The 24,291-nt window shown below is 65.9% G+C and carries 22 protein-coding genes and 2 tRNA genes; 14 read left to right on the forward strand and 10 right to left on the reverse strand.

The features are described from left to right. Position 1: 1 nt before the first annotated feature. The 4 genes from rpoH to IEW58_RS09475 all read left to right on the forward strand — a co-directional run bounded on the left by rpoH (position 2) and on the right by IEW58_RS09475 (position 3,004). Positions 2-931, forward strand: coding sequence for an RNA polymerase sigma factor RpoH (gene rpoH, locus IEW58_RS09460; RefSeq protein ID WP_188644890.1), 930 nt, complete (start codon positions 2-4; stop codon positions 929-931). A 126-nt stretch (positions 932-1,057) separates the two neighbouring features. Next, positions 1,058-1,360 (forward strand): hypothetical protein, encoded by a 303-nt coding sequence (locus tag IEW58_RS09465; RefSeq protein ID WP_188644891.1) that lies wholly within the window; start codon positions 1,058-1,060, stop codon positions 1,358-1,360. 53 nt (positions 1,361-1,413) lie between these two features. Beyond that, positions 1,414-2,082, forward strand: coding sequence for a monofunctional biosynthetic peptidoglycan transglycosylase (gene mtgA, locus IEW58_RS09470; RefSeq protein ID WP_188644892.1), 669 nt, complete (start codon positions 1,414-1,416; stop codon positions 2,080-2,082). 4 nt (positions 2,083-2,086) lie between these two features. After that, complete coding sequence (locus IEW58_RS09475) at positions 2,087-3,004, forward strand: cation diffusion facilitator family transporter (RefSeq protein WP_188644893.1); 918 nt, start codon at positions 2,087-2,089, stop codon at positions 3,002-3,004. 22 nt (positions 3,005-3,026) lie between these two features. Here IEW58_RS09475 and clpX read toward each other — a convergent pair whose 3' ends face one another. After that, on the reverse strand, positions 3,027-4,292 hold the full coding sequence (gene clpX, locus IEW58_RS09480) for an ATP-dependent Clp protease ATP-binding subunit ClpX (protein WP_188644894.1): 1,266 nt from the start codon (positions 4,290-4,292) through the stop codon (positions 3,027-3,029). Between the two features lie 177 nt (positions 4,293-4,469). Then, positions 4,470-5,177 (reverse strand): ATP-dependent Clp protease proteolytic subunit, encoded by a 708-nt coding sequence (locus IEW58_RS09485; protein WP_188644895.1) that lies wholly within the window; start codon positions 5,175-5,177, stop codon positions 4,470-4,472. Between the two features lie 240 nt (positions 5,178-5,417). Between IEW58_RS09485 and IEW58_RS09490 the strand changes: the two genes are divergently transcribed. Then, positions 5,418-7,505 (forward strand): TonB-dependent receptor plug domain-containing protein, encoded by a 2,088-nt coding sequence (locus IEW58_RS09490; RefSeq protein ID WP_188644896.1) that lies wholly within the window; start codon positions 5,418-5,420, stop codon positions 7,503-7,505. Between the two features lie 43 nt (positions 7,506-7,548). Then, on the forward strand, positions 7,549-9,024 hold the full coding sequence (locus tag IEW58_RS09495; protein WP_188644897.1) for an amidase: 1,476 nt from the start codon (positions 7,549-7,551) through the stop codon (positions 9,022-9,024). 175 nt (positions 9,025-9,199) lie between these two features. Here IEW58_RS09495 and tig read toward each other — a convergent pair whose 3' ends face one another. Together tig and IEW58_RS09505 are read right to left on the reverse strand one after the other, a co-directional pair. Beyond that, positions 9,200-10,801, reverse strand: coding sequence for a trigger factor (gene tig / locus IEW58_RS09500; protein ID WP_188644898.1), 1,602 nt, complete (start codon positions 10,799-10,801; stop codon positions 9,200-9,202). 58 nt (positions 10,802-10,859) lie between these two features. Beyond that, a tRNA-Leu gene (locus IEW58_RS09505) sits at positions 10,860-10,944 on the reverse strand. A gap of 146 nt (positions 10,945-11,090) precedes the next feature. Here IEW58_RS09505 and IEW58_RS09510 point away from each other — a divergent pair. Together IEW58_RS09510 and IEW58_RS09515 are read left to right on the forward strand one after the other, a co-directional pair. After that, positions 11,091-11,282 (forward strand): hypothetical protein, encoded by a 192-nt coding sequence (locus tag IEW58_RS09510; RefSeq protein ID WP_188644899.1) that lies wholly within the window; start codon positions 11,091-11,093, stop codon positions 11,280-11,282. A 65-nt stretch (positions 11,283-11,347) separates the two neighbouring features. Further along, entirely contained in the window at positions 11,348-11,626 is a 279-nt protein-coding gene (locus IEW58_RS09515) for a DUF3297 family protein (RefSeq protein ID WP_188644900.1), read from the forward strand. On the opposite strand, the gene IEW58_RS09520 is transcribed toward IEW58_RS09515, so the two are convergent. Beyond that, on the reverse strand, positions 11,627-12,397 hold the full coding sequence (locus IEW58_RS09520) for a CHAP domain-containing protein (RefSeq protein WP_188644901.1): 771 nt from the start codon (positions 12,395-12,397) through the stop codon (positions 11,627-11,629). Positions 12,398-12,514: 117 nt separating this feature from the next. On the opposite strand from IEW58_RS09520, the gene der reads away from it, so the two are divergent. Beyond that, positions 12,515-13,903, forward strand: coding sequence for a ribosome biogenesis GTPase Der (gene der / locus IEW58_RS09525; RefSeq protein ID WP_188644902.1), 1,389 nt, complete (start codon positions 12,515-12,517; stop codon positions 13,901-13,903). 27 nt (positions 13,904-13,930) lie between these two features. Here the strand turns inward: der and IEW58_RS09530 are convergent, their stop codons facing one another. Both IEW58_RS09530 and IEW58_RS09535 read right to left on the reverse strand, forming a co-directional pair. After that, a complete protein-coding gene (locus IEW58_RS09530) occupies positions 13,931-15,190 on the reverse strand; it encodes a DUF418 domain-containing protein (protein WP_229658526.1) in 1,260 nt (419 codons plus the stop codon). Between the two features lie 31 nt (positions 15,191-15,221). After that, positions 15,222-16,367 (reverse strand): SPOR domain-containing protein, encoded by a 1,146-nt coding sequence (locus tag IEW58_RS09535; RefSeq protein WP_188644903.1) that lies wholly within the window; start codon positions 16,365-16,367, stop codon positions 15,222-15,224. Positions 16,368-16,591: 224 nt separating this feature from the next. On the opposite strand from IEW58_RS09535, the gene IEW58_RS09540 reads away from it, so the two are divergent. From IEW58_RS09540 to IEW58_RS09550, 3 genes are read left to right on the forward strand one after another with little or no spacing between them, the layout of a single operon-like run. Continuing rightward, positions 16,592-17,308 (forward strand): AAA family ATPase, encoded by a 717-nt coding sequence (locus tag IEW58_RS09540; RefSeq protein WP_188645754.1) that lies wholly within the window; start codon positions 16,592-16,594, stop codon positions 17,306-17,308. Positions 17,309-17,331: 23 nt separating this feature from the next. After that, a complete protein-coding gene (locus IEW58_RS09545) occupies positions 17,332-17,862 on the forward strand; it encodes a hypothetical protein (RefSeq protein ID WP_188644904.1) in 531 nt (176 codons plus the stop codon). Positions 17,863-17,884: 22 nt separating this feature from the next. Beyond that, on the forward strand, positions 17,885-19,279 hold the full coding sequence (locus tag IEW58_RS09550) for an SPOR domain-containing protein (protein WP_188644905.1): 1,395 nt from the start codon (positions 17,885-17,887) through the stop codon (positions 19,277-19,279). 59 nt (positions 19,280-19,338) lie between these two features. Here IEW58_RS09550 and IEW58_RS09555 read toward each other — a convergent pair whose 3' ends face one another. Further along, on the reverse strand, positions 19,339-20,559 hold the full coding sequence (locus IEW58_RS09555) for a dihydroorotase (RefSeq protein ID WP_188644906.1): 1,221 nt from the start codon (positions 20,557-20,559) through the stop codon (positions 19,339-19,341). Further along, the gene (locus IEW58_RS09560; protein ID WP_188644907.1) at positions 20,556-21,575 is read right to left on the reverse strand and encodes an aspartate carbamoyltransferase catalytic subunit; all 1,020 of its coding nucleotides are present in this window, start codon (positions 21,573-21,575) and stop codon (positions 20,556-20,558) included. Before IEW58_RS09560 ends, IEW58_RS09555 begins: the two co-directional genes overlap by 4 nt. A gap of 116 nt (positions 21,576-21,691) precedes the next feature. Here IEW58_RS09560 and sppA point away from each other — a divergent pair, with 116 nt between their 5' ends. Then, positions 21,692-23,569, forward strand: coding sequence for a signal peptide peptidase SppA (sppA, locus tag IEW58_RS09565; protein ID WP_188644908.1), 1,878 nt, complete (start codon positions 21,692-21,694; stop codon positions 23,567-23,569). Positions 23,570-23,645: 76 nt separating this feature from the next. After that, positions 23,646-23,720 (forward strand) — tRNA-Val (locus IEW58_RS09570). Between the two features lie 263 nt (positions 23,721-23,983). On the opposite strand, the gene IEW58_RS09575 is transcribed toward IEW58_RS09570, so the two are convergent. Next, the gene (locus tag IEW58_RS09575; protein WP_188644909.1) at positions 23,984-24,280 is read right to left on the reverse strand and encodes a hypothetical protein; all 297 of its coding nucleotides are present in this window, start codon (positions 24,278-24,280) and stop codon (positions 23,984-23,986) included. Positions 24,281-24,291: the final 11 nt, after the last annotated feature.

Raw genomic sequence — 24,291 nt, forward strand, 5'->3', positions numbered from 1 at the left:
GATGAAAGGTCAGGGTATAGTGAGTACTTCCAAAAAGTTGTCGGTCCCGGCGCTGAACGGTGAGCAGAGCCTCAACCGCTATCTTGCCGAGATCAAGAAATTCCCCATCCTGAAGCCCGAGCAGGAATACATGCTCGCCAAGCGTTATCAGGAACACGAGGATAGCGAGGCTGCGGCCCAGCTCGTCACCAGCCACCTGCGGCTCGTGGCCAAGATCGCCATGGGCTACCGCGGCTACGGCCTGCCGGTCAGCGACCTCATCTCCGAAGGCAACGTCGGCCTGATGCAGGGCGTCAAGAAGTTCGAGCCCGATCGCGGCTTCCGCCTCGCGACTTACGCGATGTGGTGGATCAAGGCGTCGATCCAGGAGTTCATCCTACGCTCGTGGAGCCTCGTGAAAATGGGCACCACCGCGGCCCAGAAGAAGCTGTTCTTCAACCTTCGCCGGATGAAGAAGGAGCTCGAGGCTTACGAAGACGCCGATCTCCATCCGGACGACGTGGCCAAGATCGCGACCACGCTCGGCGTTGCCGAGCAGGAAGTGATCAACATGAACCGGCGCATGATGATGGGCGGCGACGGCTCGCTCAACGTCTCGATGCGCAACGGCGAGGAAGGCGCGGGCGAGTGGCAGGACTGGCTGAAGGACGACCGTCCTCTGCAGGACGAAACCACCGCCGAGGCCGAGGAAGCGATGGTGCGTCACGAGATGCTGGTGGAGGCGATGGACAGCCTCAACGAGCGCGAGAAGCACATCCTCACCGAACGTCGCCTGACGGATGATCCGCAGACTCTTGAGGAGCTATCGCAGGTCTATGACGTCAGCCGCGAACGCATCCGCCAGATCGAGGTGCGCGCGTTCGAGAAGCTGCAAAAGGCGATGCAGCGCATCGCCGGCGAGCGGCTGCTGCCGGCGCCGGTCGCGGGCTGATACTGCACTTCTTGCCATGCGAAGGGCCGTCCCGTTCGGGGCGGCCCTTTCCGCATTCAGGGAACCCGCTGCGCGCTATCCTCGTTCGACTAGGCGCTGACAGGCACAGGCGGCAAGGAAGGCGCGATGGAAACAGGTCTGGTCATCGTGGGCGTCGGGCTCCTGATTGTGTTCGCAACTTTCGCACACCTGTTGCTCAATGCCCGGGGCCTGATGCGCCTCGTCAAACCGATGTCGGGGGGCGAGATTCGCGTCGGACAAGGGCACGAGGGATCCTCGCGCGGGACCATCCTGTTCTCGCTCATCCTGCACTTCGTGGGCTGGGCTATCGCGGCGATCGCGTACTTCACGATGGTGGCGCAGGTCGCCGAAACCGCGCCCGAACGCGGGGAAATTCCCGCCACCGTCAACGGCACGACCGCCCGATAAGTGCCACGCTGCCGATTGTGCCGCCGCGTCCGCCACGATAGGCGCGCCAGACCATGTTCGTGATTGTGCGCTTTCTGGCCAAGGTGGCGGTGGGCTTCGTGCTGCTGAGCCTCGCATTCGTCATCATCTACCGTTTCGTCCCCGTCCCGATCACGGCCACGATGCTCATGGACGGAAACGGCATCACGAAGGATTGGGAGCCGCTTTCCAACATCGACCGCAACCTGGTGAGCGCGGTGATCGCAGGAGAGGACGGCAAGTTCTGCAGCCATTCGGGCTTCGACCAGGAGGCTATCGAAAAGGCGATCCAGCGGAACATGGAAGGGGGCCGGATCCGCGGCGGCTCCACCATCAGCCAGCAGACCGCCAAGAACGTGTTCCTGTGGCAGGGCGGCGGTTACTTCCGCAAATTACTGGAGGCCTGGTTCACGTTCCTGATCGAGCACATGTGGGGCAAGCGGCGGATCATGGAAATCTATCTCAACGTCGCCGAAACCGGGATCGGCACTTACGGCGCGGAAGCTGGGGCGCAGCGGTATTTCAACCACTCGGCCAATCGCCTGTCGCGCACCGAAGCGGCGCGCATGGCCGCCGCGCTGCCGCTGCCCAAGGAGCGCTCGGTCGTCAGCCCGTCGGGCTTCACCCGCCGCTATGGCAACACCATCGCGGCCCGGATCGGCGTCGTCCGGCGTGACGGTCTCGATTCCTGCGTCTACGAGTAGAGAGATGGGCGCGGGACATTCGCACGAGCACGGTCACGATCACGGCCCGGTCAACCACGGTCCCGCTTTCGCGATCGGGGTGACGCTCAACCTGTTGTTCGTCGGCGTGGAAGCCACCTACGGCTTCCTTTCGGGCTCGATGGCGCTGGTGGCCGACGCCGGGCACAACCTTTCCGACGTCCTCAGCCTCGCGCTGGCGTGGGGCGCGAGCGTGCTGGCGAGACGACCCGCGGGTGGCCGTTTCACTTACGGGTTCAAAAGCTCCACCATCCTTGCCGCGCTGGCAAATGCCGGCCTGCTGCTCGTCGCCATCGCGGGCATCGCCTATGAAACGCTCGGCCGTATCGCCGCCCCGCCGGCGGTAGAAGGCCGCATGATGATCGCGGTCGCCGGCCTCGGTATCCTGATCAACGGCGCGACCGCCCTGCTGTTCATGCGGGGCCGGAAAAACGACATCAATATCCGCGGCGCGTTCCTGCACATGGCGGCGGACGCGCTGGTGAGCCTGGGTGTAGTGGTGGCCGGCGCGGCCATCCTCCTGACCGGCGCGCGGTGGATCGATCCGGTCACCAGCCTCGTCATCGTTCTGGTGATCGCCTGGGGCACCTGGGGACTGCTGAAGGACAGCGTAAAGCTCAGCCTCAATGCGGTGCCCGACCATATCGACGAGGCCGCCGTGCGCGCGCACCTTGCCGCTCTTCCGGGCGTGGCGGCGGTGCACGATCTCCACATCTGGCCGATGAGCACGACCGAGGCCGCGCTGACGGCGCACCTGGTCATGCCGTCAGGCCACCCGGGCGATGGTTTCCTTCACGAGCTGGCGCACGATCTCGAGCACGATTTCCGGATCGGTCACACGACCGTGCAGGTCGAAACCGAGGCTAGCGAGGACTGCCGGCTGGCCCCCGCCACTCACGCGTAGCGGGTTGCCGGCGAGACGGTGATCAGGCCGCCTCGTCCTTGCCCTTCTTGGCTTCAACCACGCGGACCGGGTCCTTGCGGCCTTCGACCACGTCCTTGTCGACGACGATCTCGGTCACCCCGTCCATGTCGGGCAGGTCGAACATCGTGTCGAGCAGGATGCCCTCGACGATCGAGCGCAGGCCGCGGGCGCCGGTCTTGCGCTGGATCGCCTTCTCGGCAATCGCGCGCAGCGCGTCGTCGGTGAAGGTCAGCTCGACATCCTCGAGCTCGAACAGCTTGGCGTACTGCTTGGCGAGCGCGTTCTTCGGCTCCGACAGGATCTGCACCAGCGCCGCGACGTCGAGGTCGTTCAACGTGGCGATCACCGGCAGGCGGCCCACGAACTCCGGGATCAGCCCGAACTTGAGAAGGTCCTCCGGCTCGCACTTCTGAAGCAGTTCGCCCACCCGGCGCTTGTCGGGATCGGCGACATGCGCGCCAAAGCCGATCGAGCGCTTCTGCAGGCGGTCGGCGATGATCTTGTCGAGGCCCGCGAACGCGCCCCCGCAGATGAACAGGATGTTCGTCGTGTCCACCTGCAGGAATTCCTGCTGCGGATGCTTGCGACCGCCCTGCGGGGGTACCGACGCGGTCGTGCCCTCCATCAGCTTGAGCAGCGCCTGCTGCACGCCTTCGCCCGAAACGTCGCGGGTGATCGAGGGATTTTCCGCCTTGCGGGTGATCTTGTCGATCTCGTCGATGTAGACGATGCCGTGCTGCGCTTTTTCGACGTTATAGTCGGACGCCTGCAGCAGCTTGAGGATGATGTTCTCGACATCCTCACCAACGTATCCCGCCTCGGTCAGCGTGGTCGCATCGGCCATCGTAAACGGCACGTCGAACGTGCGCGCCAGCGTCTGCGCGAGCAGCGTCTTGCCGCACCCGGTCGGGCCGACGAGCAGAATGTTTGACTTGGCGAGCTCGACGTCCCCAGCCTTGCCGCCGTGCTTCAGCCGCTTGTAGTGATTATGCACCGCGACCGAGAGCACCCGCTTGGCGCGGTCCTGGCCGATGACGTAGTCGTTGAGCGTCGCGAAGATGTCATGCGGCGTCGGAACGTCGCCTTCCTTGCGTCCAGCGATGCCGGCCTTGGTCTCTTCCCGGATGATGTCGTTGCACAGTTCGACGCACTCATCGCAGATGAACACCGTCGGCCCGGCAATGAGCTTGCGCACCTCGTGCTGCGACTTCCCGCAGAAGCTGCAGTAGAGGGTGCTTTTCGAATCCGATCCGCTCAACTTAGTCATGTCCTAAACCTTCGATCCCCTTTCGGGCGCACGAGATGAACGCACGAAACGGAGATTCGCCGACCCTAGGGCCGGAATTGGGATAATCAACTCTCGGCACCTACCGCCTTGCCCCTTGCGGCAAGCTGAAGCGGCAGGGTTGCCGAATTGCTACGGCCCGCCCGGGACCGCTGGCCGTCACTCAGGCGCGCCGCCCGAACCTTCGCTATCAGACGAGGTCACTTCGCTTTCGGGACGCGTTTCGAACACTTTGTCGACGATGCCGAAGGCCATCGCCTCGTCTGCTTCGAGGAACGTGTCGCGGTCCATCGCCTTCTCGATCTCGTCGAGGCTCTTGCCCGTATACTTGGCGTAGAGATCGTTGAGGCGCTTGCGCATCCGCAGGATCTCGCGCGCCTGGATCTCGATGTCGGAGGCCATGCCGCGCGCGCCGCCCGAAGGCTGGTGGACCATGATTCGCGCGTTGGGGAGCGCGATGCGCATGCCCGGTTCGCCGGCCGCGAGCAGGAAGCTGCCCATGCTGGCCGCCTGGCCGACGCAGACGGTGGAAACCCGCGGCTTGATGTACTGCATGGTGTCATGGATCGCCATGCCGGCCGTCACCACCCCGCCGGGCGAGTTGATGTACATGCTGATCGGCTTCGACGGATTTTCGCTCTCGAGGAACAGCAACTGCGCGACGATCAACGAGGCCATGTTGTCTTCCACCTGATCCGTTACGAACACGATGCGTTCGCGCAGGAGGCGGCTGAAGATGTCGAAGCTGCGCTCGCCGCGGCTGGTCTGCTCGACCACCACCGGCACCAGCGCCCCCGTCAGGGGATCGCGGGCGAACTTGCCCTGGCTGCCGTAGGTTTCGCCGTAGCCGCCCAACACGTCGATCATGGAAAACTCGTCCTCTCGTCTGGATAGGTCGGCCTATGTCGCGAGTGGGCGCGCGTTGTTCAAGAGCCTTAACCCTGCCCATGCCCGGAAGCTTGGGGGCAAGCGCTTATCGTTCGTCGGACGTTTGACGACTACAGGTGTAGTTCGTCGCCGCGGATCAAGCGTCCGTCGAGCATCGGATGGGCTGCCCCGGCGGCACGTGCATTACCGCTCCAACACACCTCGGGGAGCCAAATTGCAATGCCGAAAACAGGTCGCTTTCTTATCGCAGTCTCGGCGCTGGCGCTGGCATGGCCGGCACTTGCGAACGACGGCGGGAGCGACGCTGCCACGGACGCGGCCAATGTCGCGTCCGCCCCGGACGACGGCCGCCAGGTCTATGCGCCGGATTACTTCGCGCGCTTCGCACCCAAGTCCGCCCTCGACATGCTTTCGCAAGTACCCGGCTTCTCCATCCGGGAGGATGACCAGGGGCGCGGGCTGGGCCAGGCCAACACCAACGTCCTGATCAACGGTGAGCGCGTCGCGCTCAAGTCCGAGGGCATCGGAGATCGCCTTCGCCGCATATCCGCCGACAAGGTGACTCGGATCGAGATCGTCGATGGCGCCTCCCTCAATATCCCGGGTCTCTCGGGCCAGGTCGCCAACGTCATCACCAGCGGGGGCGGCGTTTCGGGTCAATTCGATTGGAAGACCCGCTTTCGCCCCGGTTACGTGGAACCCGAGTGGTTCGGGGGTAACGTGTCCGTCAGCGGCTCGGCCAAGACGCTCGAATATTCCCTGGCGCTGAGCAATGACAATGGCCGCGGGGCCGCGAAAGGTCCGACCGTCATCACCGATGGACAGGGCACCCTGATCGAGACCCGCCAGGCGCATATCGCCAACGTATCGGATTCACCCAAGATCGCCGCTTCACTCAAGTGGGACGGCCCGGGCAGTTCGGTGGCAAACTTCAACGCCTCCTACCAGCGGCAATGGTACCACGGCCGCTTCGACGAGGAACGCTTTCCGGTGTCCGGCGTCCCGCGCCACCGCGACTACGAACAGCATGACAAGGACTGGAACTACGAGATCGGCGGCGATTTCGAATTCGCGCTCGGGCCCGGTCGGCTCAAGCTGATCGGTCTGGAGCGGTACGACCACGACAACTATTACGAAGATGTTGTCTTCACCAAGGCCGACGGTTCGCCACCGTTCGGCGGACGCTACGTGAACATGAACGAAAGCGGCGAGCATATCGGGCGCGGCGAGTACAGCTGGAAAATGCTCGGCGGCGACTGGCAACTCGCGGGAGAAGCGGCCTTCAACCGCTACAGCGGCGTCGCCACTCTCTACGACCTGACGCCGGACGGCGACTTCGTGGAACTGCCGTTTTCGGCAGGTACCGGGGGCGTGACCGAGGACCGCTACGAAGTGGTGCTGACCCACGGCCGGCAGCTGGCGAAGAACCTTTCGCTCCAGGTGGGCCTGGGCGGCGAGTATTCGAAGCTTTCGCAGACCGGCGCCAACGGTCTGACCCGCTCCTTCTACCGGCCAAAAGGATCGGTGTCGCTGGCCTGGACGCCAAGCAAGGGTCTCGACCTGTCGCTCAAGGTCGCGCGGGTCGTCGGCCAGCTTTCCTTCGGAGACTTCCTGGCCCGGGTCGACCTCGACCAGGGGCAGAACAACGCCGGCAACGTCGAGCTCGTGCCGCCGCAACGCTGGAACGTGGACTTCGAGGTCAAGAAGGATCTCGGGCGCTGGGGTACCACCGACCTCAAGCTCTTCTACAGCGCGATCGACGACTACATCGACGTCATCCCGCTGGGCGGAGGCGCCGAATCGACCGGCAACATTCCGCACGCGCATCGCTTCGGCCTGGACTGGACCTCCACCGTCAACCTCGATCCGATCGGCCTCAAGGGCGCCAAGATCGATACCAACCTGGTGCTCGAGAAATCGCAGGTGAAGGACCCGGTCACCGGATTGGCGCGCTATTTCAGCAATTACCAGGACCGCCATGCCGAAGCCAACTTCCGCTACGACATCCCCGATTCGTCGTGGGCCGGAGGGTTCGGCGTGCAGTACAACCATCGCCGGCCATACTGGAGGCTTTACGAGGTCGGCCTGAACTACGAAGGCCCGATATATTCGACCGTGTTCGTCGAGAACAAGGACGTCTTCGGCCTTACCGTGCGCGCCGAGTACTTCAACGTGACGAACGGCCACCGGTTCGTCGAACGCACCGTTTACGATGGCCCGCGCGACACTTCGCCGGTTCTGTTCATCGAAAGCACCCGCCAGAAGGTCGGGCCGATCTTCAACCTGTCGGTGAGCGGAAAGTTCTAGCCAAGGGCTTGCTTAACTTCGCTGAATCGTCACGTTGGCGGCCATGAAAACCGCGCTTTCTTCCGCCGCCGCGCTGCTCGCCCTCGCTGCCCCGCTTCAAGCCCGTCCGGCGGACGACGCGAAGGCTTACGCCAAGCGCATCGCCGCGATCGACGACAGCGGACCGATGCTGAACTCGGTCATAGTCTATGACCGGGATGCCGCCCGCAAGAGCAAGGCGGCGGCGAACATCGGCCCGCTTCACGGGCGCACGGTGCTGGTGAAGGACAATATCGAGACGCGCGAATGGCCGACCACCGCGGGCAGCCTCGCCCTGGCCGGCAATATGACCGGCCGCGACGCTCCGCTCATCACGCGCCTGCGCGCCGCGGGCGGAGTGGTGCTGGGAAAGACCAACCTCAGCGAATGGGCCAATATCCGCTCGAGCCATTCGACAAGCGGCTGGAGCGCGGTGGGCGGGCTCACGAAGAACCCGCATGCGACCGATCGCAATTCCTGCGGATCGTCGTCGGGCAGCGGCGCGGCGGTCGCGGCCGGACTGGCTTGGGCGGCCATCGGGACCGAGACCGACGGATCGATCACCTGCCCGGCCAGCGTCAACGGCGTGGTCGGCTTCAAGCCCACCGTCGGGCTGGTCAGCCGGACTCACGTGGTGCCGATCAGCAGCACGCAGGACACCGCCGGGCCGATGACGCGCAGCGTCGCCGATGCCGCTCTGCTGCTCGACGCGATTGCGGGAAGCGACCCGTCCGATTCGGCTACTGCTTCCGCCGACCGTTACGCAGGCCGCTTCACCGCGGGACTGGCGGGCGCGTCGCTGAAAGGAATGCGGATCGGTGTGCTGCGTAAGCAAGCGGGCACCCGCGCCGACGTGCTCGCGCTGTTCGACCGCGCCCTCGCCGACATGAAGGCCGCCGGCGCGGAGCTTGTGGAGATCGAATACGCGGAGCCCGACGCGATGTACGAGGCGGAAGGAACCGTCCTCTATTACGAACTGCGCGAAGGCCTGGCGGATTACCTGCGGTCGTCGCCTGCGGACATTCCCATTCGCTCACTCGATGACGCGATCGCCTTCAACAAGGCGCACGCGAGCGAGGAGATGCGCTGGTTCGGCCAGGAAACTTTCGAACTCGCCCAGAAGGCCACGGACCGCGCCGCCTATGAAAAGGCGCGCGCGGAGGGACAGAGGCTGGCAGGCAAGGAAGGGATCGACCGGCTCCTGAAGGAGAACAGGGTCGCGGTGCTGGTCGCGCCAACCGGAGGGCCCGCCTGGCCGAGCGATCTTGTCTATGGCGATAATTTTCCCGGCGGGATCGGAGCGGGCAGCCTGGCGGCGATCGCCGGATATCCCCACCTGACCGTGCCGATGGGTGCGGTCGAGCGGCTGCCTGTAGGATTGAGCTTCTTGGGCGCCCAGTGGGACGATCTCGAAGTCCTGCGGATTGGCGCGGCCTACGAAGCGGCGCGGTCGGCCGCGCTGCCCGTCCCTTCTTTCCGTCCGTGGTCGCCGGCACCCTGAGCAGGGCCAGCGCCCCGGGCTCCACGGGTCCAGCGAAAGTCGGGTCGCTTTCTTAGCTGGCTGACATGAGAAACCCTCGATCACCTGAGAGGTGACGAGGGTTGTCTCGAAAACCAGTGTTGCAAGCCAAGCGGACAACCTCGCGCGCAAAGGCGGGCTGTCCGCTTCGCGCCAGTTACTTCTTGGCAGCGGCCTTTTTGGCGGCAGGAGCCTTTTCCGGCTTGTCTGCAGCGGCCTTCTTCGCGGCAGGCGCCTTGTCGCCCTTGTCGGCCGCCTTCTTGGCCGCGGGCTTGCCCTCGTCTCCGGCCTTGGCTGCAGCCTTCTTGGCCGGAGCCTTCTTCGCGGCGGGCTTTGATTCGGTCTTTTCCTCAGCCGGCGCGGCCTCGGCAGGGGCATCGGCCTTCTTCTTGGCCGGGGCTTTCTTTTTTGCCGGAGCGGGGGCGGGAGTTTCTTCCGCTTCGATCGCCGCCTGCAGTTCCTCGCGGGTCACCTCCCGATCGGTCACATCCGCCTTGTCGAACAGGAAGTCGACGACCTTGTCCTCGTACAGCGGCGCGCGCAGTTGAGCGGCGGCCATGTCGTTGGTGCGGATGAGCTCCATGAACCGCTCGCGGTCTTCCGGGCGATACTGCTGGGCGGCCTGCTGGATGAGCATGCCCATCTCGGCCTGGGTCACCTGGACGCCGTTGGCCTGGCCGATCTCGGACAGGAGCAGGCCGAGGCGCACGCGGCGTTCGGCGATCGAGCGATACTCGTCTTTTTCATCCTCGATTTCCTTCAGCGCCGCTGCCGGATCCTCGTCGTTCGCGGCTTCCTGCTGGAGCTGGGCCCAGATCTGCTCGAACTCGGCATCGACCATGCCCTGCGGCACGGCGAAATCGTGGCCCGAGGCGAGCGCGTCGAGGAGCTGGCGCTTCATCGCGGTGCGGGTGAGCCCGTTGAGCTCCTGCTCGAGCTGGCCCTTCAGCAGGCCGCGCAGCTGCTCGAGGCTTTCGAGGCCGAGCGACTTGGCGAAATCTTCGTCCACCGAAGTCTCGTCCTCGACCTGCACCTTGTGCACGTGAACGGCGAACTGCGCATCCTTGCCGGCCAGTTCCTTGGCCGGATAATCCGCCGGAAAAGTGACCGTGATCGTCTTGTCCTCGCCCGCCTTCACGCCGGTCAGCTGTTCCTCGAAGCCGGGGATGAAGCGGCCCGAACCGATGACCAGCGGAGCCTCGGTCGCCGCGCCACCTTCGAACTCGACCCCGTCGATCGAACCGGTGAAGTCGATGATGAGCTGATCGCCATCGGCGGCCTTCTTCGACTTGGGCGCGTCCTTCCAGCTTTTCTGCTGACTGGCGATGTTGTTCACCGCCTCGTCCACTTCAGCATCGCTGACCGGCACCATCAGCCGCTCGAGCTTCAGCCCGTCGATCGAAGGAGCGTCGATCTCGGGAAGGATCTCCAGATCGACGGTAAGGGTGGCGTCCTTGCCCTGTTCGTAACCCTGGCCGAACTCAACGCGCGGCTGCATCGCCGGGCGGAGCTTCTTTTCGCGCATGAGCGAATCGACCGCGCCGCTGATCTGCTCGTTGACCACCTGGCCGTGAATCGCCTCACCGTGCATCTTGCGCACGAGGTTGGCGGGCACCTTGCCCGGCCGGAAACCAGGCATCCGCACCTGCGGCGCGATCTTCTTCACCTCGGCCTCGACGGCGGCGTCGATTTCCTTGGCGGGAATGGTCACCGAATAGGCGCGGCGCAGGCCTTCGTTAGTGGTCTCTTCGATCTTCATGGGAGGTCAAAAGCCTTTTCAATCAATCAGTTTATCACGCCCGGTCATACGCGGCGGATGGTGCGGGCGAAGGGACTCGAACCCCCACATCTTTCGATACTGGTACCTAAAACCAGCGCGTCTACCAATTCCGCCACGCCCGCTATCCCGAACGCGAACCGCGCGGGCGAGTAAGCCCGCCCGCGAACAGGGGTGCGCCGTTACAGCGCACCGCGCGAAAGGGCAAGCGCGCGGAACATCGCTCCGTGCCGGAGCGTTGCAGGGACGACCAGAAAGGATCGTTGCAGACATGGCCTCTAACCCGGAAGTCCAGCCCGATCGGGGGCCCGACCGGATCAATCCGGCTGCCCCGCCCGAAACTCCGCCCTCCCCCTCGCCCGCGGAAGATCCCGTTCGCCAACCCGACGAAATCGGCGTGCCGAACCCCGACACCATCCAGCCGAGCCAGGAGCCGATGGAAATACCTCCGCCGCCCGATTGAGGACCGGACGCGAGTGCGCCGACACGCCTTGCCGAGCGCGCCCCGCGCGACTAGGGCGCGGCGCCATGAACGACGACACCAGCCAGACTCCCCCCGACCGGCTCTCGGTAAATCCGAAGAGCCCGTTTTTCGACGCCAGCAAGCTCGAACGCGGGATCGGCATCCGCTTCAAGGATCGCGTGCGCACCGATGTCGAGGAATATTGCATTTCCGAAGGGTGGATCCGCGTTCAGGCCGGCCGGTCGGTGGACCGCAAGGGACAGCCGCTGACGCTCAAGCTCAACGGACCCGTGGAAGCGTGGTTCGAAGACCTCGGCGAAGAAGCCCCGGTGGCGAAAGCCTGACTAGCGGTCGTAGCGCGCCAGCGCCTGCGCGATCGGATCGCGCGGGGCCGGGGCGGCAGTGGCGACCCGCCGGACGCGATGCGGGACCGCCGTCCGAGGCGCGGGTGTTTGCCGGGAGGCGGCCTGCGCCACCACAGTATCGCCGAGGCCGGCGAATGCTTCGGCAAAGCGCTTTGAAGGCTTGGGCGAGATAATCGGAGCAGCATCGGTGTAGCTGGCGCTGGCAAGTGTTCGCTGGCCGCCGAAAGGCTGGCCGCGCTCCGGCTCGTTGTAGATGAAGCCCGCCACTGGCCAGGCAGTCGTGCCGAGATCCTGCAGCGGTGCATACCAGACCCGGACCTGGCTCCAGTCGTTGGCGGGTGAGACGTCGATGGCCTTGACCCCGCGCTCGATCTGCCCGCGACGCCCGCCGATCGGCGACCAGTTCGCATGGTCGAGCAGCACGGTGCGGCTGTCGACAACCCGCGCCACTGTCGCCACGTGGCCCAGCGTCATCCCTCCTGAGGGCCGGAAAGCCATCACGGCACCGACGCGAGGTCGGTCCCCACGCTTGTAACGGCCGGCTGCCTGGTCCCACCAGGTCAGCGCATCGCCGTAGATCTGCACGCCTGATCGTTCCCGCGCGAAGGGAACGCACTGAAGGTATGGCGGAAGTTCCTGTGCGCCGCGGCTTTCCACGGCACGCTGGAAATCGGCCGAAGCATCGGCCTGCGCGACCCCCGGCCAGGCCAGCACAAGCCCGGTCGCGATGATGAAATGAATACCCCTCATGGCGGAAAGCCTGCCTACCGAAGGTTAACATCGCCCTACTCCCAGAGCGAGCTACCCGTCTCGGAAAGCCCTCCCCGCTTGCCAAGCGGCGGGGAAGCGGCCACCTGCGCTTGGTCCATGAAACCCCAAGTCATCATCATCGGCCGTCCCAACGTCGGCAAGTCGACCTTGTTCAACCGGCTCGTCGGCAAGAAGCTCGCGCTGGTCGATGACCAGCCCGGGGTCACGCGCGACCGCCGGATGGGCGACGCAACGCTTGCCGGGCTGGAGTTCACAGTGATCGACACCGCCGGGTGGGAGGACGAAGATCCGGAGACCCTCCCCGGCCGGATGCGCAAGCAGACAGAGGTTAGCGTGGAAGGCGCGGACGCCGCGCTGTTCGTGATCGACGCGCGCGCCGGCGTCACCCCGCTCGACGAGGAGATCGCCCGCTGGCTGCGCACGCAGGACGTGCCGGTGGTGGCGGTCGCCAACAAGGCGGAAGGCCGCGCCGGGGATGCCGGGCTGTTCGAGGCTTTCGCGCTCGGCTTCGGAGAGCCTGTCGCACTTAGCGCCGAGCATGGCGAAGGCGTCGCCGACCTGTTCGACGCGCTCTGGCCCTTGATCGGCGCAGCCGAGGCCGAGCGCGAGGCCGCCGAGCGTGCCGGGGAGGAGGCCGATGCGGAAGAGACGGAACAAGGCCCGCTCAAGCTGGCGATCGTCGGACGCCCCAACGCGGGCAAGTCGACGCTCATCAACCGGATGCTGGGTGAAGACAGGCTGCTGACGGGACCGGAAGCCGGAATCACCCGCGATTCGATCGCGGTGGACTGGTCGTGGACCGATCTCACGACGGGCGAGGACCGGCCGATCCGGCTGATCGACACCGCGGGCATGCGCAAGCGCGCGCAGGTGGTGGACAAGCTGGAGCGGATGTCGGTTGCCGACGCGAAGCGCGCGGTCGATTTCGCGGAAGTGGTGGTGCTGCTGCTCGATGCCACCCGCGGGCTCGAGCACCAGGATCTGAAGATCGCCGCGCACGTCATCGAGGAAGGCCGCGCCCTGATGGTCGCCATCAACAAGTGGGACATCGCCGAGAATGCCAGCAGCCTATTCAACGGCATCAAGGCCGCGCTCGAGGATGGCCTCTCTCAGGTGAAGGGGCTGCCCGTGTTCGCCGTCAGCGCCCGGACCGGTAAAGGCATCGACCAGATGCTGAAGGCCGCGTTCGAGCTGCGCGAGGCCTGGTCGAAGCGGGTGCCGACCGCCGCGCTCAACCGCTGGTTCGACGATGCGCTCGAAGCCAATCCGCCACCGGCCCCCAAGGGCAAGCGGATCAAGCTGCGCTACATCACGCAGGCAGGCACCCGTCCGCCGCGGTTCGTGGTGTTCGGCACCCGGCTCGATATGCTTCCGGCGAGCTACGAGCGTTATCTGGTCAACTCGATCCGCGCCGCGCTCGGTTTCGAAGGCGTGCCGGTCCGCGTTGTGCTCAAGAGCCCGAAGAATCCGTTCTCGAAAGCGTGACGCGCAGTCGTCCTCTCCCGGCGCCCGCTATCGCCGGATTGCGAAAAAGCGCCCATAGGTCAGGCAGCGCCACAGCCATTCGAGCGGGCCGTAGCGGAAATGGCCCAGCCAGGGCTTCGACCACGCCAGCATGAGCAGCCATGCTGCCAGCATGACCAGGTAGAGGCGCGGCCGGTCAAGCGCCCCGAACTGTCCCAGGCCCCAGCCACGGAAGACGAGCAGCATGACCAACGACGTGCCGAGGTAATTCGAGAACGCCATCCGGCCGGCAGCAGTCACTCGCCCCCCCAGCCAGCCGCTGGCGCGCGGTCCCCACAAGGCCAGGAGCGCGGCGAGGCCTAGCACGACCGGCAACCTTGTAATCGCCTGCGGGCCCTGGAACGCGAACATTGTGCCGGTATAGGTCAGTCCGTCGGCCATCGCCCACAGGCCGAGCGCGAGCGTCAGGACCGTGCCCGACACGACCCCGGCCCATCCCCAGCGAGCCTGGGAATCGCGGCGGAGACGCCCGTCGAACAGGCCCATCCGGTACAGACCCATACCGAACAGCATCAGCGGCAAGATCTCGATCGCCGAATGGGTGAACTGGTAGAGCCAGTCCCAGCGATGGGCTTCCCATGCGTGCGCCACGTAATCGGCATAGCTGACGCCGGTGTTGATCAGGGTTTCCCGCAGGGCATCGGCTTTTTCGCTGGCGAGCAATGCTTTGGTGTCGCCGGCAACCCGCGCATAGGCCGGCCAGCCCCCCAGGGACGTTTCCGTCGCGGCCCACATAAGGCCGAACTGCGCGGTTCCCAGCACCGCACCAAAGACATAGACGGTAGCGCCGAAAGCGAGCTGGTGGATCACCGACCAACGCAAGGCGAAGAGAGCGATAAGGCCACACAGGGCATAGAGCGTCAGGATATCGCCGCGCCACAGCAGGTAATAGTGGGCGAGGCCGAAAGCGAGCAGCCAGCCGAGGCGGCGGACCTGCAGCCACTCGCTCGATCCTCGCGCAGCGGCCCGGTCCGCAAAGAGCGCCAGGCCTGCGCCAAAGAGCAGCGTGAACAGTCCGCGCATCTTTCCGTCGACCAGCACGAACTGGGCAAGCCACAGCCAGCCCGATAGCGGGCCTGGCCCGGTATTGAAGCCGCCCGGCCACATATAGGCGAGAAACGGCTGGCCGAACGCGACGATGTTCGCGGCCAGAATGCCCAGCACGGCAACGCCACGGGTGAAATCGAGACTGGCAAGCCGCTCCCCTGCCCCCGTGGGCAGCGGCTCGTGTGATGGAGAAGCGGTCACCCGGCGCTGGTAGGGCCGGAAAAGCGCGGGCTCAACGGGTGACGAGGCAGCCCTGCCCGCCCGCTTTGAGGGACGCACACGCCGCTCGTGCAGCCGCCTCGCTGGGCCAGCCTTGCGCCAGCAGCCGCGTCAGGCCACCCGCCCGGACGACGAGCCTGGTCTTGCCGCCCAGCGCGGCCTGTCCGGAAAGCTGCGACCACAGCTTGTCGGCGTTGCCCGCGACCGAGAACGCACCGAGTTGCAGCTTCCAGGCTCCCCCTTGTTGAACGGGAGCAGTCTTCCTCGTGGGCCGATCCGCGCGAACGTTAGGCGCCTGAGCGATCGTGCCGGCGGAGCCTGCGCGCGTCTCTGCCTTCGACCGCGCGAAGTCTGCACCGGCGGTAGCCGGGCTCTCCTTGCCCGTCGCGCGCATCGCCTCGGCGACAGCGGCTTCCGCGGCAGCGACCGAAGAGGGCGGGACGGCAGCGGTGGCGAGCGGCTGCGGCAACCGGGCTGCGGGCAATGCCGATGGGGGGCCAGGCATTACTTGCACGGGCGAGTCCCCAGACGAGACTGCGCCCGAACCAAGATCGGCCGCAGCCATCTGGCTTGAGCGCATCGCGTCGGCCCGGACGCGCATCTGCGCAGCGAGTGCCTGGGCCTGCTCGCGCTGGGCCAGCGGCACGAATTCGTCCATCTGCCGGATCGCCGGCGCCGCCTGCGGCAAGCCAGCGGCGTTAGCCAGCGTCACCAGCGCGTAGGCGCGCACCCAGTCGCGTGGCACCATGTCGCCGTTGAAATGGGCGATGCCGAGCAGATACTGCGCGCGTGGATCGCCGCGCTCTGCCGCGGCGGTGACATAGGGCAAGGCCTGTTCGCGCCGGCCGTCCTGGAAAAGCAGCAGCCCATAGTTGTCGGCAGCCTTGAGATGCCCTTTGGCCGCTGCGCGCGCATAGAGCGTTTCCGCCTGCTTCAGGTCCTCGGGAACCCCGCGCCCGAGACGGTACGCCTGCGCGAGATTGAACAAGGCGTCGGCATCCCCCTTTGCCGCCGGCCCCCTCCATTCGGCGACCGCGCGCGCGAAGTCACCCGCCGCCCAGGCGTCGGCCCCCGCCTTAACGTCGGCCCATGCGGGCACGCTGTTGGCAAGGACGAGGCCTGTCGCGATCGCGGCGGCAATGGCTGGCCGAATGCGCATGTCGAGCTGCAATATACCCCTCGCGCCCGCCTGAACGGGCCTTCAAGCAGCCTGACATAGTGAACGGTGCGTTAGCAAAGGGTTTCTCGGCGCCTCACTTTTCGGTGCCATTACGAAGCACTCCGGCGGCACACCATTAACGCTATATTAGGGGTATGCTGCGATCCCCCAATCCCAAGGGTGCATCGGTGCGCTCTGGCAACGGGATTTCAGGGGGACCAGCCTTGCGGGTACTGGCATTGGCTTCGCAGAAGGGCGGATCGGGCAAGACCACCTTGTCCGGCCACATGGCCGTGCAGGCGCAGCGCGCCGGCGCAGGGCCGGTGGTGCTCATCGACATCGATCCGCAAGGATCGCTGGCCGATTGGTGGAACGAGCGCGAAGCGGAATACCCCGCCTTCGCCCAGACCACGGTCGCTCGCCTCGCCAGCGACCTGCAGGTGCTTCGCCAGCAGGGCTTCAAGCTCGCCGTCATCGATACACCGCCGGCCATCACGATGGCCATCCAGTCGGTCATCAGCGTCGCCGAACTGATAGTCGTGCCGACCCGGCCCAGCCCGCACGATCTGCGCGCCGTCGGCGCCACCGTCGACCTGTGCGAACGCGCCGGCAAGCCGCTCATCTTCGTGGTCAACGCCGCCACGCCCAAAGCCAAGATCACCTCCGAAGCCGCCGTTGCGCTCAGCCAACACGGTACCGTCGCCCCGATCACGCTTCACCACCGCACCGATTTCGCCGCGTCGATGATCGACGGCCGGACGGTGATGGAAGTCGATCCCGAAGGTCGCTCGGCCGCCGAAGTGACGGCGCTGTGGAATTACGTGTCCGACCGGCTCGAAAAGAACTTCCGCCGCACCGTGTTCGCCGCGCCAGGCTCGATGGCCGCGGCTCCCGGCGCCTATCGCCCGCAAGGCGGCTTCGGCCGCCGGGTCGCGCAGTAATCTCGGGACGGGGGCCGATCGCAGTGGCCGAAATCTCATTCGCCTCGCTGAGCCCGACGCTGCTCGCACGCAAGGGTGGTGCCAAGCCGGCCATGCGCCCGCAGCACGCTGCACTTGCGTCGATGCAGGGAGCGGGCCCGCTGAAGGACCCTGCCCCCGAAGTGCTTTCCGAAGCTCTCGAGGACCTGGGCTGGAACGACATGGGCGAAGGCGAGCACGCCAGCGCCGAAGTGCTCCAGCTCACGCCCATGTCCGGCCCGGAAGCATTCGAGGAGGATGCCTCCCCCGCGCAACGGCCTGCCATCGTGGAGCAGCAGGAACACCTCGCCGAACGCATTGTCGCGCCTGTCGCCCCGAAGCGCCGTCCCGCCCGGGAGCGGAGCAGCCGGGCGGCTTTCACACTGAGGCTGGATGCCGACCGGCATCTCAAGCTCCGGCTGGCCACGACCATCAAGGGAATCAGCGCACAGGCGCTGGTGACCGAGGCACTGGACGCGCTGCTGCGCCGGATGCCCGAACTCGATACACTCGCCGCGCAGGTCAAGCGGCACTGAACGGGACCACAGGGGAACTGCCATGATGACCCGCACCAACCGAACCGCAAGGATGCTGACGCTGGCCGCCGGCACCGCGCTCGCATCCGTCACGTTGGCGGGGTGCGCGACGAAAGCCGCTCCACGCGCCGATCTTTCCGCCAGCCAGGCCGAAGTCGCGCTGGCTCATGGCAAGTCTACTGAAGCGGTTCGCCATGCCGAGGCGGCAGTTCTCGCCGATCCGCGCAACCCGGTCTATCGCACGATGCTCGGCGCGGCCTACATGGACGCCGGCCGCTTCCAGGCCGCCCGCACCAGCTTCGACGATGCCCTCGAGCTGGGCGACGACAGCGCGCGCACCGCGCTCGGTTTCGCGCTCGCCGCGATCGCCACCGGCGACAAGGCAGGGGCGCTCGAAGTGCTGAACGAGTGGCGCGACGACATCCCCGCCGGCGACTTGGGCCTGGCGCTCGCGCTGGCGGGCGATCCGCAGCAGGGCGTGTTCGTGCTTTCGAACGCAGTCCGCGCTGGCGAGAATACGCCCAAGACGCGCCAGAACCTGGCCTATGCCATGGCGCTCAACGGAAGCTGGGCCGGCGCCCGGATCATGGCGGCCGAAGACGTGCCAGCCGACAAACTTGACGCTCGTCTCGCCGAGTGGGCGGAGCTCGCAGGGGCGGACCAGGGCAGCAACCGGGTCGCCGCCCTGATCGGGACCCGCGCAGTGGCGGACCCGGGCCAGCCGGTCGAACTGGCCCTGGCGAACAACCCGAGCAACGAGCAGCTCGCTGCCGAAGCCGCCGCTGCCGCAACGCCTGCAGCCGAAGAACAGCCGGTGGAAGTCGCCTACGTGGGCGGAGAACTCCCGTCCACTCAGCCCGCGGCGCCTCCCGCAAGCCCGGTCGAGGATACGACTGCCCTCGCGCTGGCCGCGCCGGTCGCCGAACAACCACGGGAATTTGCCGAGGCTTTCGCAGCCCCTGCACCTGTGGCGGCTACCCCGGCCCAGATGATTGCCGCCGCGGTCGAGTTCGTTTCCCAGCCGGTGGTACAGGATGCGCCCGTGCGGGCCGAGCCGGTCCATATGGCAGTGAGCGAACGCGCCCCCGCCCCTGTCGCAAAGGGTTTCGCTGGCAATCACGCCGGAAGCCACCTCGTTCAGTTGGGCTCCTTCTCGTCGGAAGAGAGCGCGCGGCGTGCCTGGGGCATCTACGCCAGGCGCTTCCCGCAGCTTTCGCAGTTCGACATGGTCATCACCAAGGCGGTGGTGCGCGGAAAGACCTATTATCGTGTCAACGCCGGGGGCCTGCAGCGGGCCGAGGCAAGCACGATGTGCTCGTCGGTCCGTCGCCAGGGGCAGGGTTGCTTCGCCTGGGCCGAGGGGCGACCGCTCCCCGGTGCGATTGCCCGGAGCGACATCCGCATGGCGGTACGCTGACAGTTTTCATCAGGTCATCGAGGAAGGCCTCTCCCTTGAAGGGAGGGGCCTTTTTCGTATCAGAGCGCCACGCCGCCCTTGAATAGCGCCATCACCCGCCCCTGGGTTGGCTGGCGATCGAATGGGGTATTGCCGGCGGTCGCGGCCATCTGGCTGCTGTCCACCACCCACGGGCGCTCCGGATCGACGAGCGCGACATCGCCCTGCCAGCCTTCCCGCAATTCGCCGGCATCGACGCCCAGTAGCCGGCCCGGCGCTCCGGCGAGCAGATCGAAGGCGCGCGGCAGATCGATGAGCCGGTCGCGCACAAGCGTGAGGGTCATAGCCAGCAGCGTCTCTGCACCGGCCATCCCTGGCGCGGCATCGGCGAATGGCTGGCGCTTGTCTTCCGGCCCCCGCGGATCGTGCCCGCTGGCGATGACGTCGATCGTGCCGTCGGCGATTGCCTCGCGCACCGCCTGGCGGTCGGCCTCGCTTCGCAATGGCGGCGAGATCCGGGCGAAGGTGCGAAAGTTGATGGTCGCCAGGTCCGACAACATGAAGTGTGCCGGTGTGACCCCGGCGGTCACCGCCGCCCCCCTACCCTTCGCTGCCTTCACGAGCGCAAGCGCGGCAGCGGTCGTAACCTGGCGCAGATGCAGCCGGGCGCCCGCCAGCTCAGCGAGGGCGATGTCGCGTGCCACTGCCAGCGCCTCGGCTTCGGCAGGCGCGCTCGGCAGGCCGAGACGTGTCGCCATCTCGCCGGCGGTTGCCGCGGCGTTCCCGACTAGGCCTGCATCCTCGGCATGGCTAACGACGACCATGTCGAGCATCGCGGCATACTGCAGCAGGCGCAGCATAACGCCGGAATCGGCGATCCACCCGCGGCCCGTCGCCACCGCCCGTGCACCGGCGTCCCGCATGAGCGCGATCTCGGCAAGTTCCCTGCCTGCGAGGCCGACAGTGGCAGCAGCGAGCGGATGGACCCACAGGTTGGGCTTGCCGCTCTTGGCGATGAAATTGACCCGCGCCGGGTAATCCAGTGGCGGGTCCTGGTCGGGCATCAGCGCCGCCCGGGTGACCCCGCCGAAGTGGAAGGCTGGCTTGTCGACCGAAAAGACGCCGAAATCGACCAGTCCGGGCACCACAAGTTGTCCGCGCGCTTCGACGACTTCGTCGCCCGCTCGCGGAGCATCGAATCCGGCTATGCGGCCGCCTTCGATCCGAATAGCGCCTTCTGCCACGCCCTCCCGCGTGACCAACCGTCCGCCGGTGATGGACAGGGCACCCTGCTGCTTCATGCTGTCCAGCCCTCGACCCCGCGCCGGCGGCGGGTGAGAACGTCGAGACAGGCCATGCGGATGGCGACCCCCATCTCGACCTGGCGGGTGATTATCGAGCGGTCGAGGAGGTCGGCAACCTCGCTATCGATTTCGACCCCCCGGTTCATGGGGCCGGGGTGCATCACCAGCGCGTGCGGGCGAGCGCGGGCGAGGCGCTTCCTCGTGAGGCCGTAGAGGTGATGGTATTCACGCGCCGAGGGGATGAACTGCCCGCTCATGCGCTCGTTCTGCAGGCGCAGCATCATCACCACGTCCACCCCGTCGAGCGCGCTGTCGAAATCGGTGAACGGAATGGCTCCCATCATTTCGATGTGGCTCGGCATCAGCGAAGGTGGCGCGCACACGCGCACGCTTGCGCCCAGGGCCTGAAGGCAGAGGACGTTGGACCGGGCGACCCGGCTATGGAGGACGTCGCCGCATATCGTCACGGTCAGACCCGTAAAATCGTCCGCGGCTTGCCCCCTCGCCCGCAGGGCATGGCGCAGCGCCAAGGCATCAAGCAGCGCCTGAGTGGGGTGCTCGTGCTGCCCGTCGCCGGCGTTGAGAACCGGGCAGTCGACCTTGTCCGCGATCAGCGCGGTCGCCCCGCTGCTGCCGTGCCGGATGACAATCGCGTCCGGCTGCATGGCATTGAGCGTGATGGCCGTATCGATCAGCGTTTCGCCCTTTTTCACGCTGCTCTGGGCGGCATGCATGTTGACCACGTCGGCGCCCAGCCGCTTGCCCGCTATTTCGAAGCTGAGCAGCGTGCGGGTGGAATTCTCGAAGAAGGCGTTGATGACCGTCAGGCCCGCCAGCAGACCGCTGTGCTTGGCGGCGCCGCGGTTGAGTTCGACCCACTGTTCCGCCTCGTCGAGAAGGAACAGGATCTCGTGCCGCTCGAGCTGGGCGATCGCCAGCAGATCGCGGTGCGGGAAGGCGCGCGCACCAGCCGGGTAGCGGCTGGCGGAGCGAGATGGTTCCGCCGATGTCATTGAAGCCATGTCGTTGGCCGGAAGCTATCGACCGGTCAAGTGCATTCGGGTGGCATTGCGCGACGCAAGTCCGTAGAGCTGGTGCTTCAAGCTTCTTCCCGGGATATTTTCTTACGATGTCTTTCGCCCGCAAGGTCTGGCACCTGATCGTCGCCGTCAAGGACGGGCTCAGCCTGCTGTTCCTGCTGCTTTTCTTCTTCGCGCTCTACGCGGTGCTCACTGCCCGGCCCAGCGCGGCGGCAGTCCAGGAAGGAGCGCTGCTGCTCGAGCTCGACGGCACGATCGTCGAGGAAAAGAGCGAGGTCGATTTCCTCTCCGCGGTGATGGCGGGTGAGGCTCCCGCCCGCGAATTCGACGTGCAGGAACTGGTCCACGCGATTGACGCGGCGTCCACGGACGACCGGATCAAGGCCGTGGTGCTCGATCTCTCGCAGTTCGTCGGCGGCGGACAGGTGCACATAAACGAAGTGGGAGCCGCCCTCGACCGCGTACGCAAGACGGGCAAGCCGGTCCTCACCTGGGCGGTCGCCTATGCCGACGATGGCTTGTTGCTGGCGAGCCACGCGAGCGAGATATGGGTCGATCCCCTGGGCGGCGCGATCGTCCTCGGCCCTGGCGGCAATCATCTCTACTACGGAGAGCTGCTGAAGAAGCTCGACGTCAACGCCCGCGTGTTCAAGGTCGGCACCTACAAAAGCGCGGTAGAGCCCTACATCCGCAGCGACATGTCGGAGCCGGCGCGCGAGAATTACACGCAGCTTTACGGTTCCATGTGGAGCGAGTGGCAGGACAGTGTGAAGAAGGCGCGGCCGAAGGCGAACCTCGCACTGGTCGCGAAGGATCCGGTCGGCTGGTTCAGGGCCGCGGGCGGCGATGCGGCGACCGCGGCCAGGAACGCCGGGCTGGTCGACCGTCTGGGCGACAAGATCGCGTTCGGAAGGCGGGTGGCCGAGGTCGCGGGGCGGGACCGTTGGGACGACGCGCCCGGCGCCTATGCCAAAACCGATCTGGAGCCGTGGCTGGCGGATAACGAACCGGACGACAGCGGCAAGGCTATTGGCGTGATCACCATTGCTGGCGAGATCGTCGACGGAGATGCCGGCCCCGGAACCGCCGGTGGAGACCGGATCGCCGAAGAGCTCAACAAGGCGCTCGACGACGACTTGGCCGGGTTGGTCGTGCGGGTGGATTCGCCGGGTGGGTCGGTGATGGCGAGCGAGCAGATCCGCCGCGCCATCCTGCGCTATAAGTCCAGGGGCGTTCCCATCGCCGTGTCGATGGCCAATGTCGCCGCCAGCGGCGGTTACTGGGTATCGACTCCCGCCCAGCGCATCTTTGCCGAGCCTGACACGATCACCGGCTCGATCGGGATATTCGCGGTCATCCCCACGTTCGAGAATGCCGCCGAGAAGTGGGGTATTCATTCGGACGGAGTGAAAACCACCCCGCTTTCCGGACAACCCGACCTTATCGCGGGTCTGCCCCCTGAGGCCGACGCGATGATGCAAAGCTACATCGAGAATGGCTATCGGGATTTCATCCGCCGGGTTTCGCAGTCGCGCAAGATGACGGCGCAGCGTGTCGATGCCATCGGACAAGGCCGGGTTTGGGATGGCGGTGCCGCTCGCCAGATCGGCCTCGTCGATCAATACGGCGGGCTTCCGGACGCGCTGGAATGGGTCGCTGCCCAGGCAAAGCTGGGCGATGGGAACTGGCACGCGGAATACCTCGGCGAGGATAGAGGCACAACCGACACCCTGCTTCGCCAGTTGCTGATCGGCGATGGCGAGGAGCGCGGGCAAACGCCGGACGTGTTCGCCCTACTCGCTGGGCGTCAGCAGGCGCTCCTCGGCCAGATCGAGGCCGACGCCGAACGGCTTACCCGCGTTCAGGGAATGCAGGCATACTGCCTGGAATGCGCACCGGTGACAGGCCAGTTGCCGAAGGGCACCCTGTCCGGGTGGTTGGTCAAGCTGCTCGCCCTGCTGGGATAGGCGCTTGCCAAGCGGGCGGACGGATGGCAAAGGCGCGCCCCTGTCCGGCCCGCCAATCGATTGGCGGCCTTGCGACGGGCGCGTAGCTCAGCGGTAGAGCACACCCTTCACACGGGTGGGGTCACAGGTTCAATCCCTGTCGCGCCCACCATCTTTTCAATGATTTAGAAGAGATGGTCGTCGGATATACAGCCTCTGATTGAAGCTGATGCCGCCGCAGCGCCAGGCCATTGGATTGTTCGCCCGGCTGGAGGGCCGCAGGTCGTTCCTGATTTTTTCTCCTATCGTTGGTAAGTTCGTCTTTGTTCCTCCCCAAAATTGGGGATACGAGAAGTGTCCTCCCGACACCTCGGAACCGGGCGCCTCAGCTACTGGCTCAGTGTGCCCCCATCGCATGCATCGTTGCGACACCCATCAAAACACCTTGCGCAATTCCAGCTCGACGGCCCGTCCGGTTGGGTTGCGGTAGGCACCTTGGAAATGAAGCGATATCAGGCCATTGGCGTCGAGGACGCGCTGGCGATATTGCTGAACAGGCTCGTGTGCCGCGGAAATGGTGATGTCGTGGTGGACGGTCTTGCTCTTGGGACCGCCGGTCACTTTAACCCACTCGCAGGTGACGTCGTAAGTCTTGACTTCGTCGTAGACGAACGAAACAGCTGTGGCGTTCTTCTGGGCGGCCGCATTGTTCCAGCCGAAGGCGAGCTGCACGTCGTTACACG

Origin of the sequence: Tsuneonella deserti, from assembly GCF_014644315.1 — a bacterium.
GTDB classification, from domain to species: domain Bacteria; phylum Pseudomonadota; class Alphaproteobacteria; order Sphingomonadales; family Sphingomonadaceae; genus Tsuneonella; species Tsuneonella deserti.

Coding starts and splice junctions, on each gene's coding strand:
- rpoH (WP_188644890.1), top strand. CDS start 2: ATGAAAGGTCAGGGTATAGTGAGTACTTCCAAAAAGTTGTCGGTCCCG.
- IEW58_RS09465 (WP_188644891.1), top strand. CDS start 1,058: ATGGAAACAGGTCTGGTCATCGTGGGCGTCGGGCTCCTGATTGTGTTC.
- mtgA (WP_188644892.1), top strand. CDS start 1,414: ATGTTCGTGATTGTGCGCTTTCTGGCCAAGGTGGCGGTGGGCTTCGTG.
- IEW58_RS09475 (WP_188644893.1), top strand. CDS start 2,087: ATGGGCGCGGGACATTCGCACGAGCACGGTCACGATCACGGCCCGGTC.
- clpX (WP_188644894.1), bottom strand. CDS start 4,292: ATGACTAAGTTGAGCGGATCGGATTCGAAAAGCACCCTCTACTGCAGC.
- IEW58_RS09485 (WP_188644895.1), bottom strand. CDS start 5,177: ATGATCGACGTGTTGGGCGGCTACGGCGAAACCTACGGCAGCCAGGGC.
- IEW58_RS09490 (WP_188644896.1), top strand. CDS start 5,418: ATGCCGAAAACAGGTCGCTTTCTTATCGCAGTCTCGGCGCTGGCGCTG.
- IEW58_RS09495 (WP_188644897.1), top strand. CDS start 7,549: ATGAAAACCGCGCTTTCTTCCGCCGCCGCGCTGCTCGCCCTCGCTGCC.
- tig (WP_188644898.1), bottom strand. CDS start 10,801: ATGAAGATCGAAGAGACCACTAACGAAGGCCTGCGCCGCGCCTATTCG.
- IEW58_RS09510 (WP_188644899.1), top strand. CDS start 11,091: ATGGCCTCTAACCCGGAAGTCCAGCCCGATCGGGGGCCCGACCGGATC.
- IEW58_RS09515 (WP_188644900.1), top strand. CDS start 11,348: ATGAACGACGACACCAGCCAGACTCCCCCCGACCGGCTCTCGGTAAAT.
- IEW58_RS09520 (WP_188644901.1), bottom strand. CDS start 12,397: ATGAGGGGTATTCATTTCATCATCGCGACCGGGCTTGTGCTGGCCTGG.
- der (WP_188644902.1), top strand. CDS start 12,515: ATGAAACCCCAAGTCATCATCATCGGCCGTCCCAACGTCGGCAAGTCG.
- IEW58_RS09535 (WP_188644903.1), bottom strand. CDS start 16,367: ATGCGCATTCGGCCAGCCATTGCCGCCGCGATCGCGACAGGCCTCGTC.
- IEW58_RS09550 (WP_188644905.1), top strand. CDS start 17,885: ATGATGACCCGCACCAACCGAACCGCAAGGATGCTGACGCTGGCCGCC.
- IEW58_RS09555 (WP_188644906.1), bottom strand. CDS start 20,559: ATGAAGCAGCAGGGTGCCCTGTCCATCACCGGCGGACGGTTGGTCACG.
- IEW58_RS09560 (WP_188644907.1), bottom strand. CDS start 21,575: ATGACATCGGCGGAACCATCTCGCTCCGCCAGCCGCTACCCGGCTGGT.
- sppA (WP_188644908.1), top strand. CDS start 21,692: ATGTCTTTCGCCCGCAAGGTCTGGCACCTGATCGTCGCCGTCAAGGAC.